Raw genomic sequence first — 16,564 nt, 5'->3', positions numbered from 1 at the left:
ATGCCCCACGCCGGCCACGCCGCCAGGTTAACCCTGTCAGGCCGCGGTGTGGAGCCCGGGTCCCGATCACCTCACCAGCCGCGGCCCGCGAACTTCTGGTCCTCGCCAAGGGAGGCCGCGCTGATGCCGACCATGGCCTCGCCGAGCCCGCGGGACACCTTGGCGATCACGTCGGGGTCGTCGTGGAAGGTGGTGGCCTTCACGATGGCCTCGGCGCGCTGGGCCGGGTTGCCGGACTTGAAGATCCCGGAGCCGACGAAGACGCCCTCGGCGCCGAGCTGCATCATCATGGCCGCGTCGGCGGGGGTGGCGATGCCGCCGGCGGTGAACAGCACGACGGGCAGCTTCCCGCCCCGCGCGACCTCCTTGACCAGCTCGTAGGGGGCCTGGAGCTCCTTGGCCGCGACGTACAGCTCGTCCTCGGGCAGGTTCTGCAGGCGGCGGATCTCCTGCCGGATCCTGCGCATGTGGGTGGTGGCGTTGGAGACGTCGCCGGTGCCGGCCTCGCCCTTGGAGCGGATCATGGCCGCGCCCTCGGTGATGCGGCGCAGCGCCTCGCCGAGGCTGGTGGCCCCGCACACGAACGGGACGGTGAACGCCCACTTGTCGATGTGGTTGTCGTAGTCGGCCGGGGTGAGCACCTCGGACTCGTCGATGTAGTCGACGCCGAGGGCCTGCAGCACCTGGGCCTCGACGAAGTGGCCGATGCGCGCCTTGGCCATGACCGGGATGGAGACCGCACTGATGATCCCGTCGATCATGTCGGGGTCGCTCATCCGGGAGATGCCGCCCTCGGCGCGGATGTCGGCGGGCACCCGCTCCAGGGCCATGACGGCGACCGCGCCCGCGTCTTCGGCGATCTTCGCCTGGTCGGGCGTGACGACGTCCATGATCACGCCGCCCTTGAGCATCTCCGCCATGCCGCGCTTGACACGGGCGGTCCCGGTCTCGGGAGCGGCGTTGTCAGTGGCGGGAGTGGAAGTGGACACGGGCATTCCTCACTGGACGGACGACAAATCACTTTCCATGATATTGCCTGCTCGCAGGACCTCTCGCCCCGCACAGTGTCAAGGGCCACGCCCGTCCGCTTACGGAGTGACCTTCGGCCCGTCCCGGACGGAGGATCAGGGGGTGTAGGGCTTGCCGTCGTTGACGAGCAGGACCCAGACCTGGCCCGGCGCGAACGTCATCGGCTTGCCGTCGGCCGTGGTGAAGGTGGTCCCCTCGCCCTCCGACGGGCGCGACCACTTGGCCTTGTAGGACTTCCCGTCGCGCAGCACGACCGCCCGCCCGCTCCCGGTGGTGTGGATCAGCGGCGTGTAGCTGCCGAGGAAGTCGTGGAACTTCGAGCGCGTGGTCTTGGCGTACTGGATGACGACGGTCTTGCCGCCGAGCCGCCCGCCCTCGGCGGCGCGGTCGGGACGGCCGCCCCAGCTGGCGAGCCACCGCTTCTGCGCGGCCGACCAGGTGAACCCCATCGTCGCGCTGGGCCAGCGGGCGGTGAAGGTCCGGGTGGGCTCGCCGCCCTCGGGGGCTGCCCCGAACCGGAACCCGATGTCGCGCGGCTTCGCGGCCTTCGGGGCCCGCTTGAGCAGGGCCTTCGGGTCGGCGTACAGGTTGTAGGGGATGCGCTTGGCGCTGGAGCGGGAGTAGGCGCCGCCCGCCTTCTCCTGGGAGAGGTCGTACACCGGCGCCTTGCGGATGTACTTCTTCATCTTGCTCTGGACGCCGGAGAACGCGAAGGCCGGGCGGCCGAACTGCGGCAGGATGTGCAGGTCGGAGATGCGGGCGCTGCGCACCGGCCCGACCCGCTTCGGCAGCTTGGAGGAGTAGACGGCCATCAGCCGGGTCTCGCCGCCCTCGACCTGCTCGACGTAGACGATGTCGGCGTCCTTCACCCCGCTCTGCGGCAGCGCCGGCGCGGTGTTCTCGATCTTGACGGCGAGGACCGGGTTCGCCAGCCCCTTCGTGCCGCCGTTGAACGGGTGGACGGCGGGTTCGGGCGTCTCGGACGGCGGCGCGGGCGTCCCCGTGCTCCGCGGCGGCGGCGCGCTCTCCGGCTTCTGCGAGCCGGAGCAGGCGGCCAGGCCGGTGCCGAGGACGAGGGCGCCGAGCGCCGCGGCGGCGCGGCCGCGGGCGGTGCCGGTCCATGCGGTGCCGGTTCCTGCGGTGCCGGTCCGTGCGGTGCCGGTCCGTGCGGATCGCACGATGTACCCCTCCCTTGGACGGTCTGCCAGAGGGTAGCGAACGCCGCCGGGTGCGCCCGCCCGTCCGGCGGTACGGCTCCGGGGGCCCGATGTGATCAACGTCGCACGGTCAGATCCCGGGCGGGTCGTCGTCGATCTCGAAGAAGTCGGGGAGCGCGGCGCGGCCGGCGAGCGGCAGCACCCTGATGAGCAGCTTGCGGCGCGCGGTCCGGGCCTGGGCGACGGCGTCGTTGTAGAAGCGGCGGGCGTAGGCGACCTTCGCGGCGGCGGAGGACAGCTCGTCCAGCACCTCCTTGCCGTCGCCCGCGCCCCGTGCGGTGATCGTGCCGACGAACTCGGGCTGGTCGACGACCGCGCGCAGCGCCCGGGACAGGTCGCTCTCGGCGAACTCGCGGCGCTCGCCGTCGGCGGTGCGCGCCTCGTGCGCCGCCGTCGCCAGCACCAGGCTGGTGGCGGGGTCCAGCAGCCGGGACGCGGCCAGCTCCAGCGCGGCGGCGGCCCGCCGCACGAGCGCGGCGTCCAGCGCGGCGCGGGCCGTCTCGACCCGGACGTGCAGCCGGTCGAGGCGGGTGGCCCGCCACGACACGTACACGCCGATCAGGAAGACGACGGCGACCCAGAACAGGACGTCGATGATCCAGTCGTAGGACATGGGGCGCGCTCCTACAGCCCGAGGCCGGACTCGACGACCCCGGCGCCGTCGTCGGTGACGGTCTCGTACACCCGCAGCACGTCGCGCGCCACGGCCGACCAGTCGTAGGCGCGCACGGCGGCGCGGGCCTCCGCGGACAGCTGCTTGCGCCGCGCCGGGTCGTCGAGGAGCTCGCCGGCCGCCGCCGCGAGCGCCTCGTGGTCGCCGGCCGGGAACAGCGCCCCGGCCCGGCCGCCGAGCAGCACCCGGTCGAAGGCCTCGATGTCGCTGGCGAGGATCGGGGCGCCCGCCGACATCGCCTCGGCGAGCACGATGCCGAAGCTCTCGCCGCCGAGGTTCGGCGCGACGAAGACGTCCACCGAGTGGTAGGCGCGGACCTTGTCGGCCTCGCTGACCATGCCGAGCACGGCGACGCGGCCGCGCAGCGCGGGCGACACCCGGGCGATCACGTCGTCGGCGTCGCCGGGCCCGGCGAGCAGCAGCCGCAGCCCGGGGCGGCGGGGGCCGAGGATCTCGAAGGCGCGCAGCAGCACCTGCAGTCCCTTGCGGGGCTCGTCCATCCGGCCGAGGAACCCGAGCGCGCCGCCGTCGCCGCCGCGCGGGGCCTCGGTGCGGCCGCGCCAGCCGGGCAGCGGCTCGGCCATCGCGTACCGCTCGGTCGCGACGCCGTTGGGGATGAGCACGGCGTCGCCGCCGAGGTGCTCGACGAGGGTGGTGCGGGCCGCCTCCGACACCGCGATCCGGCCGGTGATCTTCTCCAGCGCGCTCTGCAGGATCGGCGCGGTGACCGACAGCGCCCGCGACTTCTCGTAGGAGGCGTGGAAGGTGCCGACGATGGGCCCGTCCGCGGCCCAGCAGGCGAGCAGCCCGAGGGAGGGCGCGGCGGGCTCGTGCACGTGCAGCACGTCGAACCCGCCCTCGTGGATCCACCGCCGCACCCGCCCGGCGGACAGGAACCCGAAGGCCAGCCGCGCCACGGACCCGTTGTAGGGGACGGGCACGGCGCGCCCGGCGGACACGACGTAGGGCGGCAGCTCGGCGTCGTCGTCGGCGGGTGTGATCACCGACACGTCGTGGCCGAGCCCGAGCAGCGCCTCGGCGAGGTCGCCGATGTGCTGCTGCACGCCGCCCGGGACGTTCCAGGTGTACGGGCAGACGATTCCGATCCTCATCGGCCGGCTCTCATCTCCCGCCGCCCGCTCCCCGGCCGCCGGCCGGGTCGTCCACCCAGACCTTCTGCAGCATGTGCCAGTCCTCGGGGTGGGCGGCGATGCCCTCCTCGAAGACGTGCGCCAGCTCCTGGGTCATGGCCTGGATCTTCTCCTGTCTGGCGCCCGCGTCCGGGACGGGGATCTCCTCGTGGACGCGCGCCGCCCAGTACTCCCCCTCGTACCAGAGTGTCACGGGAATGAGGGCGGCGCCGGTCTGGAGCGCGAGCGCGGCGGAGACGGCCGGCATCCGGGCGGTGGCGCCGAAGAACTCGACGTCGATGCCGCTGTCGGTCAGGTCGCGGTCGACGACGAGGCACACCGGCCGCCCGGCGCGCAGCCGCTGCGCCATCCGCCCGTAGGCGGAGGCGCCCTTGTGCGCGAGCACCTCCATGCCGAGGCTCTCGCGGAACTCGACGAACCGGTCGAACAGCGACGCCGGCTCCAGCCGCTCGGCGACGGTGGTGAACGGGTACCCGCAGTGCACGAGCCACGCGCCCGCGTGCTCGTAGTTGCCCATGTGGGGCAGCGCGAGGATCACACCGCGCCCGGAGTCGAGGTTGGTGAAGATCTTCTTCTCGCCGGTGACGCGCATCCGGCCGAGGATCCGGGCCTTGTCGTACTCGGGCAGCCGGAAGACCTCCAGCCAGTAGCGCAGGTAGGAGCGCAGCACCTTCTTGCTGAGGACGCGGACCTCGTCGTCGACGGCGTCCTTGCCGAGGACGCGGCACAGGTTCGCCTCCAGCTGCCGCACGCCGGAGCCGTACCGGTGCCAGGTGCGGTCGGCGATCGCGGTGAAGGCCAGCCGCGCGATGCTCTCGGGCATCTTGCGGACGACCGTCCAGCCCAGCGCGTAGACGGCGTCGGTCACCTCGTCGCGGAGCGAGGGCGGCGCGCCGTCCCGGCGGCGGGGCGTGGTCACGGCCGCGGCTCCGGCGTCCTGGCCGCGCCGTTCTCCTTCTCCGCTCCCTCCGCGGCCGGGGCGTCCTTCGCCTGGACGTACACCGCGGCGAAGCGCTGCCCGACGGTGACGGTGCTGAGCACGGCGAGCGCCCACAGGGCCACGGCGAGGATGAAGGGGACGCCGAGGCCGTCGAACCCGGCCGCGACGAGCGCGACGATGAGGCGCTCGGCGCGTTCGGCGATGCCCACGTTGCAGGTGTAGCCGAGCCCTTCGGCGCGGGCCTTGGCGTAGGACACCACGACGCCGGCGACGAGGCAGTACAGCGCGACCCCGGCGAGCGGCTCCTGGCCGTCCCGGTACAGGCCGATCATCAGCCCGGAGAAGATCGCGGCGTCGGCGACGCGGTCCATGGTGGAGTCCAGGAACGCGCCGAACTTGGAGATCTTGCCGGTGACCCGGGCGACGGCGCCGTCCAGCATGTCGAACAGGACGAACGCGGTGATGACCATCGTCCCCCAGAAGAACTCCCCGCGCGGGAAGAGGACGAGCGCGCCGGCGGCCACGCCGACCGTGCCGATGACGGTGATGGCGTTGGGCGAGACTCCGGTCCGCGCGACCGCCTGCCCGACGGGGGTGAGGACGCGCCCCAGCGCGGGCCTGATCTTGTTGAGCATCGCCGTCCGTTCTCGTGGTCTCCGGGGTGCGGGCCCTGCTCCGGCCGGGGGGCGGGCCTCCGCAGCGGGCCCATCGTAGTGCGGCCTGGGAGGGGACGCGGTCAAGCCGGGGTTTGGGGGCCGGGCGGCCCGGACAGATGACGGTTGATTGCGGTTCCCCCCTTGTGGTCCCGGCCATCACGGGAAAGGGTGGTGGTACGGGTGTGACGTCGGTCACGCGCGATGGGACGAGGTCGGACGCCGCACTCGGACGTCGGGGCCGGGCCTGCCGGGCCGGGCCCAAGCCGCACGCGGGCCTCCGCGCGGAGACCCGTCCGAGGAGGTAGCCATGGCGGACAAGGGAGGCCACCCGGGAGCCCCCGGCAGGGCACCGGAGGCCGGCGGGTGCGACAGGGTGCGCAACGTCGCGCTGGTCGGCCATTCGGGAGCCGGCAAGACCACGCTCGTGGAGGCGCTGCTCGCCGCGACGGGCACGCTGCAGCGGGCGGGCAAGGTCGAGGACGGCACCACGGTCAGCGACTTCGACGAGGTCGAGGTGCGCCAGCAGCGCTCGGTGAACCTGGCGCTCGCCCCGCTGATGCACGGGGACGTGAAGGTCAACCTCATCGACACGCCGGGGTACGCCGACTTCGTCGGCGACCTGCGGGCCGGGCTGCGCGCCGCCGACGCGGCGCTGTTCGTGATCTCGGCCGTGGACGGCATCGACGGCCTGACCCGGATGCTGTGGGAGGAGTGCGCGGCGGTGCGGATGCCCCGCGCGGTCGTCATCACCAAGATCGACCAGCAGCGCGGCGACTTCGACGACGTCGTGCTGACCTGCCAGGACGTCTTCGGCGAGGGCGTCGCCCCGCTGTACTTCCCCGCCGCCGGCGGGGACGGCGGGCTGAAGGGCCTGATCGGGCTGCTGTCGCAGCGCTGCCTCGACTACTCCACCGGGCGGCGCACCGAGTGCGAGCCCGACCCCGAGTACCTGGAGCAGATCGCCGAGCAGCGCGCGTCGCTGATCGAGGGGATCATCCAGGAGAGCGAGGACGAGACCCTCATGGACAGGTACCTGTCCGGTGAGGACATCGACGTCAAGGCCCTCATCGGGGACCTGGAGACCGCGGTCGCGCGGGGCAGCTTCCACCCCGTCCTCGCGACGTCGGTCCCGCACGGCGACCACCCCGGCCCGGTCGTCGGGATGCTGGAGCTGCTGGAGGTCGTCACCCAGGCGTTCCCGTCCCCGCTCGAACACGGCATCCCCCCGGTCACGGCGGTGAGCGGCGGACCGCCCAAGGAGATCGCCTGCGACCCGGACGGCCCGCTGGTCGCCGAGGTCGTCAAGACCACGTCCGACCCGTATGTGGGGCGGATCTCGCTGGTCCGGGTGTTCTCCGGGACGCTGCGCCCCGACACGACGGTGCACGTGTCCGGGCACGGCATGGCCGACCGCGGGCACGAGGACCACGACGTCGACGAGCGGGTCGGCGCGCTCACCTCCCCGCTCGGCAAGACGCAGCGCACCGCGGCGTCCTGCTCGGCGGGCGACATCTGCGCGGTGGCGAAGCTGAGCCGCGCCGAGACCGGCGACACCCTCTCCGACCCCGGCGCGCCGCTGCTGATGGCGCCCTGGTCGATGCCCGACCCGCTGCTGCCGGTGGCGATCCGCGCCAGGTCCAAGGCCGACGACGACAAGCTCAGCCAGGCGCTCGGCCGGCTCGTCGCCGAGGATCCGACGCTGCGCCTGGAGAACAACGCCGAGACGCGGCAGCTGGTGCTGTGGTGCATGGGCGAGGCCCACGCCGACGTGCTGATCGACCGGCTCAAGACCCGGTACGGCGTCGAGGTCGACCGGGTGGAGCTGCGCGTCCCGCTGCGGGAGACGTTCGGCGGGGCGGCCAAGGGCCTCGGCCGGCACGTCAAGCAGAGCGGCGGGCACGGCCAGTACGGCATCTGCCACGTCGACGTGGAGCCGCTGCCGTCCGGCGAGGGCTTCGAGTTCGTCGACAAGATCGTCGGCGGGGTGGTGCCGCGGCAGTTCATCCCGTCGGTGGAGAAGGGCGTCCGGCAGCAGATGGCGCGCGGGGTGTCCGCCGGGTACCCGCTCGTCGACGTCAAGGTGACCCTGCACGACGGCAAGGCGCACTCGGTCGACTCGTCCGACATGGCGTTCCAGGCCGCCGGGGCGCTGGCCCTGAAGGACGCGGCGAGCCAGGTGCCGATCCTGCTGCTGGAGCCGGTCGACGTGGTGGAGGTGCTGATCGCCGACGAGTACGTCGGGCCGATCATGTCCGACCTCACCTCGCGGCGCGGCCGGGTGCTCGGCTCCCAGGCGGTGCCCGGCGGCCGCACCATGATCAAGGCGGAGGTGCCGCAGCTGGAGATCGTCCGGTACGCGATCGACCTGCGGTCGATGTCGCAGGGCACCGGGACGTTCAACCGCGCGTTCCTGCGCTACGAGCCGCTCCCGACGCACCTGGCCGACAAGGTCGCCGCCGAGTCCCGCGACGGCTAGGGACCGCGCGGCGGCACGGTGCCGCGCGAGTGCCGAAAGCCCCGCCCGCACCGGCCGGGCGGGGCTCTAGGCTTGCCGGGTGGATCTTCCTGCCCTCCGGCTGGGGCCTCGCGCGCGGCTCTGGCGATCACTCTCGGGCGCCGTGGTCGTCGGCGCCCTGCTCTACACCAGCGCGTACGGGAGCAACGACGCGTTCCCGCTCGGGCCGATGACGCAGTTCGCGTTCTCGGTGAAGAACGACGGCGGCACGATCAGCTCCTACTGGCTGGAGGCCGACACCGCGGCCGGCGCGCACGTGAAGCTGTCCTTCGACGCCGTCGGGACGGGCATGAAGCGCGCGGAGATCGAGGGCCAGATGTCGCGGATCGTCCGCGACCCGTCGCTGCTGCAGGGCATCGCCGACGGGCAGCGCAGGCTCCACCCCGGGCAGCCCCGGCTCACCCGGGTCTACGTCGTGCAGGAGATCAAGAAGTTGAAGCACGGCAAGGTCGTGTCGACCGCCCGGCAGAACCGCGTCGTCTGGGACGTCAGGTGACGGCCGCGGCGACGCCGGAGGCGCCCCGGCCGGTCCGTCCGGCCGCGGACGCGCCCGCTCCGGCCCGCAACCCGTGGGACCGCTGGTGGTTCGGGCCGGTGCCGCGCGCCCGGATCGCGTGGCTGCGGATCATCGGCTACGTGTTCCTGCCGTGCGACATGCTGCTGCTGACCGGCAGCTCGCTGTCGCACGCGCGGCTGCCCGCCGACCTGTACCAGCCGGTGCTGCTCGGCCGGCTGCTGCACCTGCCCGCGCCCACGCCGTGGTCGATGTACACGCTGCTGGTGGTGACGATCGCGGCCGGGCTCGTCGCCATGACCGGGCGGGTGCTGCCCCGCGCGAGCGGGTACGTCGCCGCGTGCGGGTACCTGTGGTGGGTCACGATCAGCATGTCGTACGGCAAGGTCGACCACGACCACCTGGCGCTCGTCGTGGCCCTGTTCGTGCTGCCGAGCGTGGGTCGCGCGGGCATCGGCGACGCGCGGCGCTGCGAGGCGTCGGCGTGGTCGGTGCGCTTCATCCAGATCGGGGTTATCGCGGCGTACTTCCTGTCCGCGTGGGCGAAGGTGCGCATCGGCGGGTTCCCGGCGTGGCCGAACGGGTCGACCGTCCAGTGGGCGCTGAGCCGGCGCGGGACGCCGCTCGGCCGCAGCCTCATCGACTACCCGGTGATGCTGAAGGCCAGCCAGTGGATCATGTTCCTCGCGGAGGCGCTGTCCCCGGTGATGCTGTTCGTCCGCGGCCGGCCGCTGTACGCGCTCGTGCTGTTCTTCGCCGGCTTCCACGCCGTCACCTACGCGCTGATGACGATCCACTTCCTGCCGCACGCGATCTGGCTCGCGGCGTTCCTGCCGCTGGAGCGGCTGACCGGGCTGCTGCCCGCGCGCCTGCGCGGCGGGGAGCCGGCCGCGCGGCCGGCGGCCGAGACCGCCGCCTGAGGCGAGGCGTCCCGGCGCCGGGTCAGGATCCGGCGCCGGGACGCCGGTCGGCGGGCAGCATGCACGCCGCCGTCCCGCCCGGCATCCGGTGCCGGTTGTTCGCGACCAGCCGGTAGACGCCGTGCGCGAGCCAGCTCACCGGCGGCACCCGCAGGAGCACGCCGGGCACCCGCCAGAGGCCGCCGGCGGCCGTCAGCATCCGCCCGATGGCCTCGGCGCCGCCGCTGACCCGTCCGGCCCGGTCGACCCACAGCACCTCGTACTGGGCCCGCTCCGCGGTGGTGCCGAGCGCGTCCAGGTCGGCGAACTGCCAGGCGACGACCGCCGCCCGCACGGGCACGCGCCGCTCCAGGAACCGCGCCGACGAGGTGCAGAACCCGCAGTCGCCGTCGAACACCAGGACCGGCGGCTCCACCCCGCCGGTCTTCGACGTCGCGCCCGTCATCGGACCGGCCAGGCGTCGGCGAGCATCTGGCGGGTGTCGCGCAGCAGCTGGGGCAGCACCCGGGTGTGCCCGACCACCGGCATGAAGTTGGTGTCGCCGCCCCAGCGCGGGACGACGTGCTGGTGCAGGTGCGCCGCGATCCCGGCGCCGGCGACGAGGCCGAGGTTCATGCCGACGTTGAAGCCCTGCGCGCCGCTGGCCTTGCGCAGCGCGGTGAGGGAGTGCTGGGTGTAGGTGGCCAGTTCGACGTACTCGGGCTCCTCCAGCTCCGTGTAGTCGGCGACGTGCCGGTAGGGGACGACCATCAGGTGCCCGGAGTTGTACGGGTAGAGGTTCAGCACCGCGAACACCGACGCGCCGCGCGCCACGACGAGGCCCTCGTCGTCGGCCATCCGCGGGATCTCGCAGAACGGGCAGCCGTCGCCCGCGCCCGCGCCGGTCGGCTTGCCCTCCCCCTTGATGTAGGCCATCCGGTGCGGGGTCCAGAGCCGCTGGAAGTTGTCGGGCGTGCCCGCGCCGCCCCTCTCCTCCTCGAAGCGGGGCGGGCGCGCGTTCCCCGCGCCGGCCCCGGGCGCGTCCTCGCGCCCCTGCTGCACCACGGACTCCTCCGGCTCTGCGGTCAAGGCGGCGGTCTCCTTTTGTTCACGGCCTGACCAGCAGCATAGAGAGAGAAGCGGCCGGGGCTGTAGCCGGGATGCCCTCCGGGGCAGGGGTTCGCGCGTGACGTTTGCCGGTGACTCCGACACCATGGTCATCTCACCTCACCATGGGAGCGATCATGACCGGGCTCGACAGGCGGCAGACCGGCGGCGGCGAGTCGAGGCCGGACCCCGGCGCCAAACCGTTCTTCCCCGGTGCGCCGGACCGCGCGACGACCGTTCCGCCGCCCGGCACGCCGCTGCCGGCCCCGCCCGCCCCCGCGGTGCCCGCCCCCGCCCCGGCGGCGCCCGGCCCGGCGGCGCCCGCCCCGGCGGCGCCCGGGGCCGCGTCCGCGCCGCCGATGACGCTGCACGGCACCCCCTCCGACGTCACCGTGGCGGTGGAGGGCCGCGTCACGATCGACGACGCGGTGCTGGCGAAGATCGCCGAGCTGGCGGCGCAGGAGGTCGCCGGGGTCGCCGGCCTCGCCCCGGCGGGCGCGCGCATCGCCGTGGGCGACGAGGAGGCGACCGTCGACGTCGCCATCGCGGTCGAGTACGGCACCGTGATCAAGGACGTCGCCGCGATGGTGCAGGGGAATGTCGCGCGGGTCGCGGGCCTGATGCTGGGCTCGCGGGTGGCGGCGGTCAACGTGTCCGTGGCGGACGTCCGGATGCCCGCGCCGTCACGGGGCCGCGGCGGGGCGGGTCAGACGCCGCGCGCGTAGCAGCTCTGCATGCCGCCGCCGACCGACACCGTCGTGACCTTCACGCGCTCGATGAGGCGCCCCGAGACGCCGGCGAAGTAGAAGGTGTGCGGCCGGCCCGCGCTCGCGGTCGCCTGCTGCGACTTCGGCGCCCGCCCCTTCAGGACGACCTCGGCCCGGATCAGCCCGCTGGCGGAGACGGTGACGAGCACGTTCACCCCGGCGGACGTCACGCGGTAGAGGCCCGTCCCGTCGGGGCACCAGTCGAGGGAGTCGCCGGTGTTCTGCTCGGGGATCGTGGGGCCGCCGCCCTGCCCGCCGGCCCCGGCGCTCGGATACGGCCGGCCGCTGCCGTTCTGCTGCGGCACGGGGTTGGTCGGCATCGCCGACGTGCCGGGGGCGCCGGGGACACCGGCCTGCCCCGGGACCGGCGACGCGGACGGGCTCGCCGGGCCCTGCGCGCCGGCGGTGCCCTGCTCGCCGTCGTCCATCAGCGGCTGGAGCAGCACGACGACGGCGGCGGCGACGAGCGCCAGCGTTCCGCCGTAGCCCGCGATCCGGCCCCAGAGCCGGTTGCGCCGGCCACGCCGCGCCGGTCTCCTGGACTTCATCTCCGCCGTCTCCCCGTCGTGGCATGTGATCGAAGAGGCTACCAACTCCGGGCGGCCCGCATCCCCGCCGTCGCCGGACCGGGGCCGCGATCGCGGCCCCGGTGCGGGTGACGGCCCGCGCTCAGATCTGGACGCGGGCCTCGACGGCCTTGGCGATCTCGTCGACCGCCTCGTCGATCGGGACGCCGTTCTTCTGCTCGCCGCTGCGGTACCGGAACGACACCGCGTCCTTGGCCACGTCGTCGTCGCCCGCGAGCAGCATGTACGGGATCTTCTGCTTCTGGGCGTTGCGGATCTTCTTCTGCATCCGGTCGGAGGAGGTGTCGACCTCGACGCGGACACCCCGCTCGCGCAGCCGTGCCGCGACCCGCTCCAGGTGCGGGACGTGCGCGTCGCCGATCGGGATGCCGACGGCCTGCACCGGCGACAGCCACGGCGGCATCGCGCCCGCGTAGTGCTCGACGAGCACGCCGAGGAACCGCTCCACCGACCCGAACAGCGCCCGGTGGATCATCGCCGGGGTCTGCCGGGTGCCGTCCGCCGCCTGGTACTCCAGGCCGAACCGCTTCGGCTGGTTGAAGTCGAGCTGGATGGTGGACAGCTGCCAGGTCCGGCCGATGGCGTCCTTGGCCTGCACGGAGATCTTCGGCCCGTAGAACGCGGCGCCGCCCGGGTCGTCCACGAGCTCCAGCCCGGACTCCTGCGCCGCCTGGCGCAGCGCCTCGGTGGCCTCCGACCAGTCGGCCGCCTCGCCGATGAACTTGTCGGAGTCGTCGCGGGTGGACAGCTCCAGGTAGAACTCGGAGAGGCCGAAGTCGCGCAGCACGCTGAGCACGAAGGTCAGCAGCGACTTGATCTCGTCGCCCATCTGCTCCTTGGTGGTGTAGATGTGCGAGTCGTCCTGGGTCATGCCGCGCACGCGGGTGAGCCCGTGCACCACGCCCGACTTCTCGTACCGGTACACCGAGCCGAACTCGCAGAGCCGCAGCGGCAGCTCGCGGTAGGACCGGCCGCGGGCCCGGAAGATCAGGTTGTGCATCGGGCAGTTCATCGGCTTGACGCGGTACTCGACGTCGTCGACCTCGAAGGGCGGGAACATGTCCTCGCCGTAGTACGGCAGGTGGCCGGAGGTCTCGAACAGCGACGACTTGGTGATGTGCGGGGTGTTGACGAACTCGTAGCCGGCCTCCTGCTGCCGGCGGCGCATGTAGTCCTCCATCTCCTTGCGGATGATGCCGCCCTTGGGGTGGAAGACCGGCAGGCCGCTGCCGAGCTCCGGCGGGAAGGAGAACAGGTCGAGCTCGGCGCCGAGCCGGCGGTGGTCGCGCTTCTCGGCCTCTTCGAGGAACCGCAGGTACTCGTCCTGCTTGTCGCGGGACTCCCACGCGGTGCCGTAGATGCGCTGGAGCTGCGGGTTCTTCTCGCTGCCGCGCCAGTAGGCGCCGCCGGAGCGCATCAGCTTGAACGCGGGGATGACCCGGGTGGACGGCAGGTGCGGGCCGCGGCACAGGTCCTTCCAGCGCAGTTCGCCGGACTTGGCGTCGAGGTTGTCGTAGATGGTCAGCTCGCCGCCGCCCACCTCGACGTCGGCGCCGTCGGCGGCGTCCCCGACCGGGCCGGAGCCCTTCAGGCCGATCAGCTCCAGCTTGTAGGGCTCGGCGGCCAGCTCGGCGCGCGCGTCGTCGTCGGAGACGGGGCGGCGGGAGAACCGCTGGCCCTGCTTGACGATCTCGCGCATCCGCTTCTCGATGCGCTTGAGGTCGTCGGGGGTGAACGGCTCGGCGACGTCGAAGTCGTAGTAGAAGCCGTTCTCGACCGGCGGGCCGATGCCCAGCCTGGCCTCGGGGAACAGCTCCTGGACGGCCTGCGCCATCACGTGCGCGGCGGAGTGCCGCATGATCGCGCGGCCGTCGTCGGAGCCGATCGCGACGGGCTCCACGGCGTCGCCGTCGGCCAGCCCGGCGGCGAGGTCGCGCAGCTCGCCGTTGACCCGGGCGGCGATCACGGTGCGGCCGTCGGCGTCCAGGGCCTCGCCCGCGGTGGTGCCCGCCGGTACCGCCCGCTCGCCGCCGTCGAGTCTGATGCGCAGTTCGGGCACGGTGGACACGGGTACTCCTCGCGATGGTGGTCTGGGATCAGCGGGTTCCGATGCTATCGACTCGGCGTCCGCGCCGGACGCATCCGGTTCCATCGGGTCTCCTCTCGTGGTGGAGGGCCCGCGGCGGTCCCCGGGAAAGCGGAAGGGCCCCGGGGATCGCTCCCGGGGCCCTTCCGCGTGCAAGGTCAGTGCGTGCCGCGGTGCCGGGAGTGACCCGGCGTCGTCGTCTCGATGCGAGCGTGCGGCATGCCACCACTGTAACCGAGGGGCGCGGTCATGCGCGCGCTCTCGGGCCGGCGAGCTCGTCCATGTCCTCCAGTTCGCGTCCCTTCGTCTCGGGGACGGCGCGGAGCACGAACAGGATCGCGAGGACGGAGAACAGCGTGTAGATGCCGTAGGCGAGGCCGAGCGAGAAGCCGGAGATGCCGGGGAACGTGGTGGTGATCACCCAGTTGGCGATCCACTGCGCGGCGGCGGCGACGGCGAGCGCGGACGCGCGGATGAAGTTGTTGAACATCTCGCCGAGCATCACCCAGACGACCGGCCCCCAGGTCGCGGCGAACGAGGCGACGAAGACGTTGGCGGCGACGAGCGCGACGGGCCCGGCCACGTCGCCGAGGTTCGGCTCCCCGTCCACCACCGGCGCGGTGGCGAAGCAGACGGTGAGGGTGCCGAGGGACAGCGCCATTCCGGCCGCGCCGCCGAGCAGCAGCGGCCGCCGCCCGATCCGGTCCACCAGCGCGATCGCGACCAGCGTGAACGCGACGTTCACCAGCGAGTTGATCACCGAGGTGAGCATCGCGTCGTCCTCGGAGAACCCGACCGCCTGCCACAGCGACGACGAGTAGTAGAAGATCACGTTGATGCCGACGAACTGCTGGAAGACCGACAGCAGGATGCCGACCCACACGATCGGCAGCAGCCCGAGCCGGTGGCCGCGCAGGTCCCGCAGGTGGACGGGCCGGTCCTCGGCGATCGACCGGACGATCTCCCTGATCTTCAGGTCCACGTCGCCGTGCCCCATCACCCGCCGGAGCACCTCGCGGGCGCGGGCGGTCTGGTGCTTCTTGACCAGGTAGCGGGGCGACTCGGGGATGGTCGTGGCGATCACGCCGTACATGACGGCGGGCACGACCGCGCTGGCGAACATCCAGCGCCACGCGTCGCCGCCCCAGGGGAACGTTCCCGTGGCGCCGCCGTCCGACACCCGCGCGATGACGTAGTCGACGACGAGGGCCGCGAAGATGCCGAGGACGATCGCCATCTGCTGCAGCGAGCCGAGCCGGCCGCGCAGCTCGGCGGGCGCGATCTCGGCGATGTAGGCGGGCGCGATCACCGACGCCGCGCCGATGGCCAGGCCGCCGACCAGCCGCCAGGCGGTCAGGTCGATCGCGTCGAAGGCCAGCGCCGAGCCGATCGAGCTGATCACGAACAGCACGGAGGCGAGGAGCATCACCCGGACGCGGCCGATCCGGTCGCCGATCGGCCCGGCGAACCAGGCGCCGACGGCGCAGCCGAGCAGCGCGGCGGACACGACGAACCCGACGGCGAAGCCGCTCAGCTCGAACCGGTCCTTGAGGGCGTCGACGGTCCCGTTGATCACCGAGGAGTCGTAGCCGAACAGGAACCCGCCGAGGGCGGCGGCGCCGGCGAGCAGCACGGCGGTGGCCGTGGCGTGCGAGGGGCCGTCCCGCTCCGGGTCGTCCGCTGGCCGGGGTGCGCTGCCGGAGGTCGTCATGCGCCCTGATCTTCCCCGGGAGATCGGCCTTATGCGGGGATCTGACCGTTCCTCAGTCGCGCACGGCGACGCCCAGCAGGTGCGGTGAGGCGGGGTTCCCCCGGCCTGCCTCGGGGAACTCGAAGCGCCGCTCGGTCCGCACGGTGAAGCCCGATCCGGCGATCCACTCCCCCGTCGGGCGGGACACGTGGCAGCCGGCGGCGAAGAACGGCCACAGGACGTCGGCGTACCGCTGGAGCCGCGTCTTGCCCGGCGTCGTCCCCCGGACGTGCTCGTAGTAGCGCAGCTCGCCGCCCGGCCTGAGGACGCGCCTCAGCTCGGCCAGCGCCCGGACGGGGTCGCGGACCGAGCACAGCACGAGCGAGGCCACCGCGACGTCGAAGGAGGCGTCGTCGAAGTCGAGGTCCTCGGCGAGGCCGGGCCGCACCGTGACGGGCACGGGCGCCCGCGCGGCGGCCGCGGCGGCACGGGCGCGCAGCCGCGGCTCCGGTTCGACCGCCACCACCTCGGTCACCTCGGGCGGGTAGTGCGCGAAGTTGGCCCCGTATCCGGCGCCGACCTCCAGCACGCGGCCGGACGCCCCGGCGAGCAGCTCGGCGCGGTGCGCGGCGCCGCCCGCCTTGGCGCAGCCCGCGTCCAGCCGCGGGTAGAGCCGGGCGAAGATCGGGTGGCTCAGATCGGTCATGCCCGCAGTCTCCGCCGCCGCGCCCGG

The 16,564-nt window shown here is 73.3% G+C and carries 16 protein-coding genes; 4 read left to right on the top strand and 12 right to left on the bottom strand.

What is annotated here, in order from left to right; translation table 11 throughout:
* Positions 1–71 precede the first annotated feature (71 nt).
* From pdxS to pgsA, 6 genes are all read right to left on the bottom strand, one after another.
* Positions 72–995: a pyridoxal 5'-phosphate synthase lyase subunit PdxS gene (gene pdxS / locus HUT06_RS18890; protein WP_176196948.1), complete on the bottom strand. Its 924-nt coding sequence runs from the start codon at positions 993–995 to the stop codon at positions 72–74.
* Positions 996–1,124: 129 nt separating this feature from the next.
* Entirely contained in the window at positions 1,125–2,207 is a 1,083-nt protein-coding gene (locus tag HUT06_RS18885) for a DUF3048 domain-containing protein (protein ID WP_176196947.1), read from the bottom strand.
* Positions 2,208–2,316: 109 nt separating this feature from the next.
* The gene (locus HUT06_RS18880) at positions 2,317–2,859 is read right to left on the bottom strand and encodes a hypothetical protein (protein ID WP_176196946.1); all 543 of its coding nucleotides are present in this window, start codon (positions 2,857–2,859) and stop codon (positions 2,317–2,319) included.
* An 11-nt stretch (positions 2,860–2,870) separates the two neighbouring features.
* A complete protein-coding gene (locus HUT06_RS18875) occupies positions 2,871–4,031 on the bottom strand; it encodes a glycosyltransferase family 4 protein (protein WP_176196945.1) in 1,161 nt (386 codons plus the stop codon).
* 10 nt (positions 4,032–4,041) lie between these two features.
* Entirely contained in the window at positions 4,042–4,989 is a 948-nt protein-coding gene (locus HUT06_RS18870) for a phosphatidylinositol mannoside acyltransferase (RefSeq protein WP_176196944.1), read from the bottom strand.
* The gene (gene pgsA, locus HUT06_RS18865) at positions 4,986–5,645 is read right to left on the bottom strand and encodes a phosphatidylinositol phosphate synthase (protein WP_176196943.1); all 660 of its coding nucleotides are present in this window, start codon (positions 5,643–5,645) and stop codon (positions 4,986–4,988) included. Before pgsA ends, HUT06_RS18870 begins: the two co-directional genes overlap by 4 nt.
* Positions 5,646–5,973: 328 nt before the next feature.
* Between pgsA and HUT06_RS18860 the strand changes: the two genes are divergently transcribed.
* The 3 genes from HUT06_RS18860 (at position 5,974) to HUT06_RS18850 (ending at position 9,615) form a co-directional block, all read left to right on the top strand.
* Complete coding sequence (locus tag HUT06_RS18860; RefSeq protein ID WP_176196942.1) at positions 5,974–8,142, top strand: elongation factor G-like protein EF-G2; 2,169 nt, start codon at positions 5,974–5,976, stop codon at positions 8,140–8,142.
* A gap of 142 nt (positions 8,143–8,284) precedes the next feature.
* On the top strand, positions 8,285–8,677 hold the full coding sequence (locus tag HUT06_RS18855) for a hypothetical protein (protein WP_176196941.1): 393 nt from the start codon (positions 8,285–8,287) through the stop codon (positions 8,675–8,677).
* On the top strand, positions 8,674–9,615 hold the full coding sequence (locus tag HUT06_RS18850; RefSeq protein ID WP_176196940.1) for a hypothetical protein: 942 nt from the start codon (positions 8,674–8,676) through the stop codon (positions 9,613–9,615). The genes HUT06_RS18855 and HUT06_RS18850 overlap by 4 nt, the downstream gene beginning before the upstream one ends.
* Positions 9,616–9,637: 22 nt before the next feature.
* On the opposite strand, the gene HUT06_RS18845 is transcribed toward HUT06_RS18850, so the two are convergent.
* A complete protein-coding gene (locus HUT06_RS18845) occupies positions 9,638–10,060 on the bottom strand; it encodes a thiol-disulfide oxidoreductase DCC family protein (protein WP_176196939.1) in 423 nt (140 codons plus the stop codon).
* A complete protein-coding gene (locus HUT06_RS18840; RefSeq protein WP_254715266.1) occupies positions 10,057–10,683 on the bottom strand; it encodes an HIT domain-containing protein in 627 nt (208 codons plus the stop codon). Before HUT06_RS18840 ends, HUT06_RS18845 begins: the two co-directional genes overlap by 4 nt.
* Before the next feature lie 155 nt (positions 10,684–10,838).
* On the opposite strand from HUT06_RS18840, the gene HUT06_RS18835 reads away from it, so the two are divergent.
* Positions 10,839–11,426, top strand: a complete 588-nt coding sequence (locus HUT06_RS18835) for an Asp23/Gls24 family envelope stress response protein (protein ID WP_176196938.1) — start codon at positions 10,839–10,841, stop codon at positions 11,424–11,426.
* On the opposite strand, the gene HUT06_RS18830 is transcribed toward HUT06_RS18835, so the two are convergent.
* From HUT06_RS18830 to HUT06_RS18815, 4 genes are all read right to left on the bottom strand, one after another.
* On the bottom strand, positions 11,408–12,016 hold the full coding sequence (locus HUT06_RS18830; RefSeq protein WP_176196937.1) for a hypothetical protein: 609 nt from the start codon (positions 12,014–12,016) through the stop codon (positions 11,408–11,410). The two genes, HUT06_RS18835 and HUT06_RS18830, sit on opposite strands and share 19 nt — an antisense overlap.
* Before the next feature lie 121 nt (positions 12,017–12,137).
* Positions 12,138–14,123, bottom strand: a complete 1,986-nt coding sequence (gene thrS / locus HUT06_RS18825; RefSeq protein ID WP_176196936.1) for a threonine--tRNA ligase — start codon at positions 14,121–14,123, stop codon at positions 12,138–12,140.
* 265 nt (positions 14,124–14,388) lie between these two features.
* Complete coding sequence (locus HUT06_RS18820) at positions 14,389–15,852, bottom strand: sugar porter family MFS transporter (RefSeq protein WP_176196935.1); 1,464 nt, start codon at positions 15,850–15,852, stop codon at positions 14,389–14,391.
* A 52-nt stretch (positions 15,853–15,904) separates the two neighbouring features.
* The gene (locus tag HUT06_RS18815; protein ID WP_176196934.1) at positions 15,905–16,537 is read right to left on the bottom strand and encodes a class I SAM-dependent methyltransferase; all 633 of its coding nucleotides are present in this window, start codon (positions 16,535–16,537) and stop codon (positions 15,905–15,907) included.
* Between the last annotated feature and the right edge of the window lie 27 nt (positions 16,538–16,564).

The sequence above is a fragment of the Actinomadura sp. NAK00032 genome, from assembly GCF_013364275.1.
Lineage (GTDB): Bacteria > Actinomycetota > Actinomycetes > Streptosporangiales > Streptosporangiaceae > Spirillospora.
The sequence above is the reverse complement of the archived record's forward strand: the minus strand, read 5'-3'. Positions and strand labels throughout refer to the sequence as shown.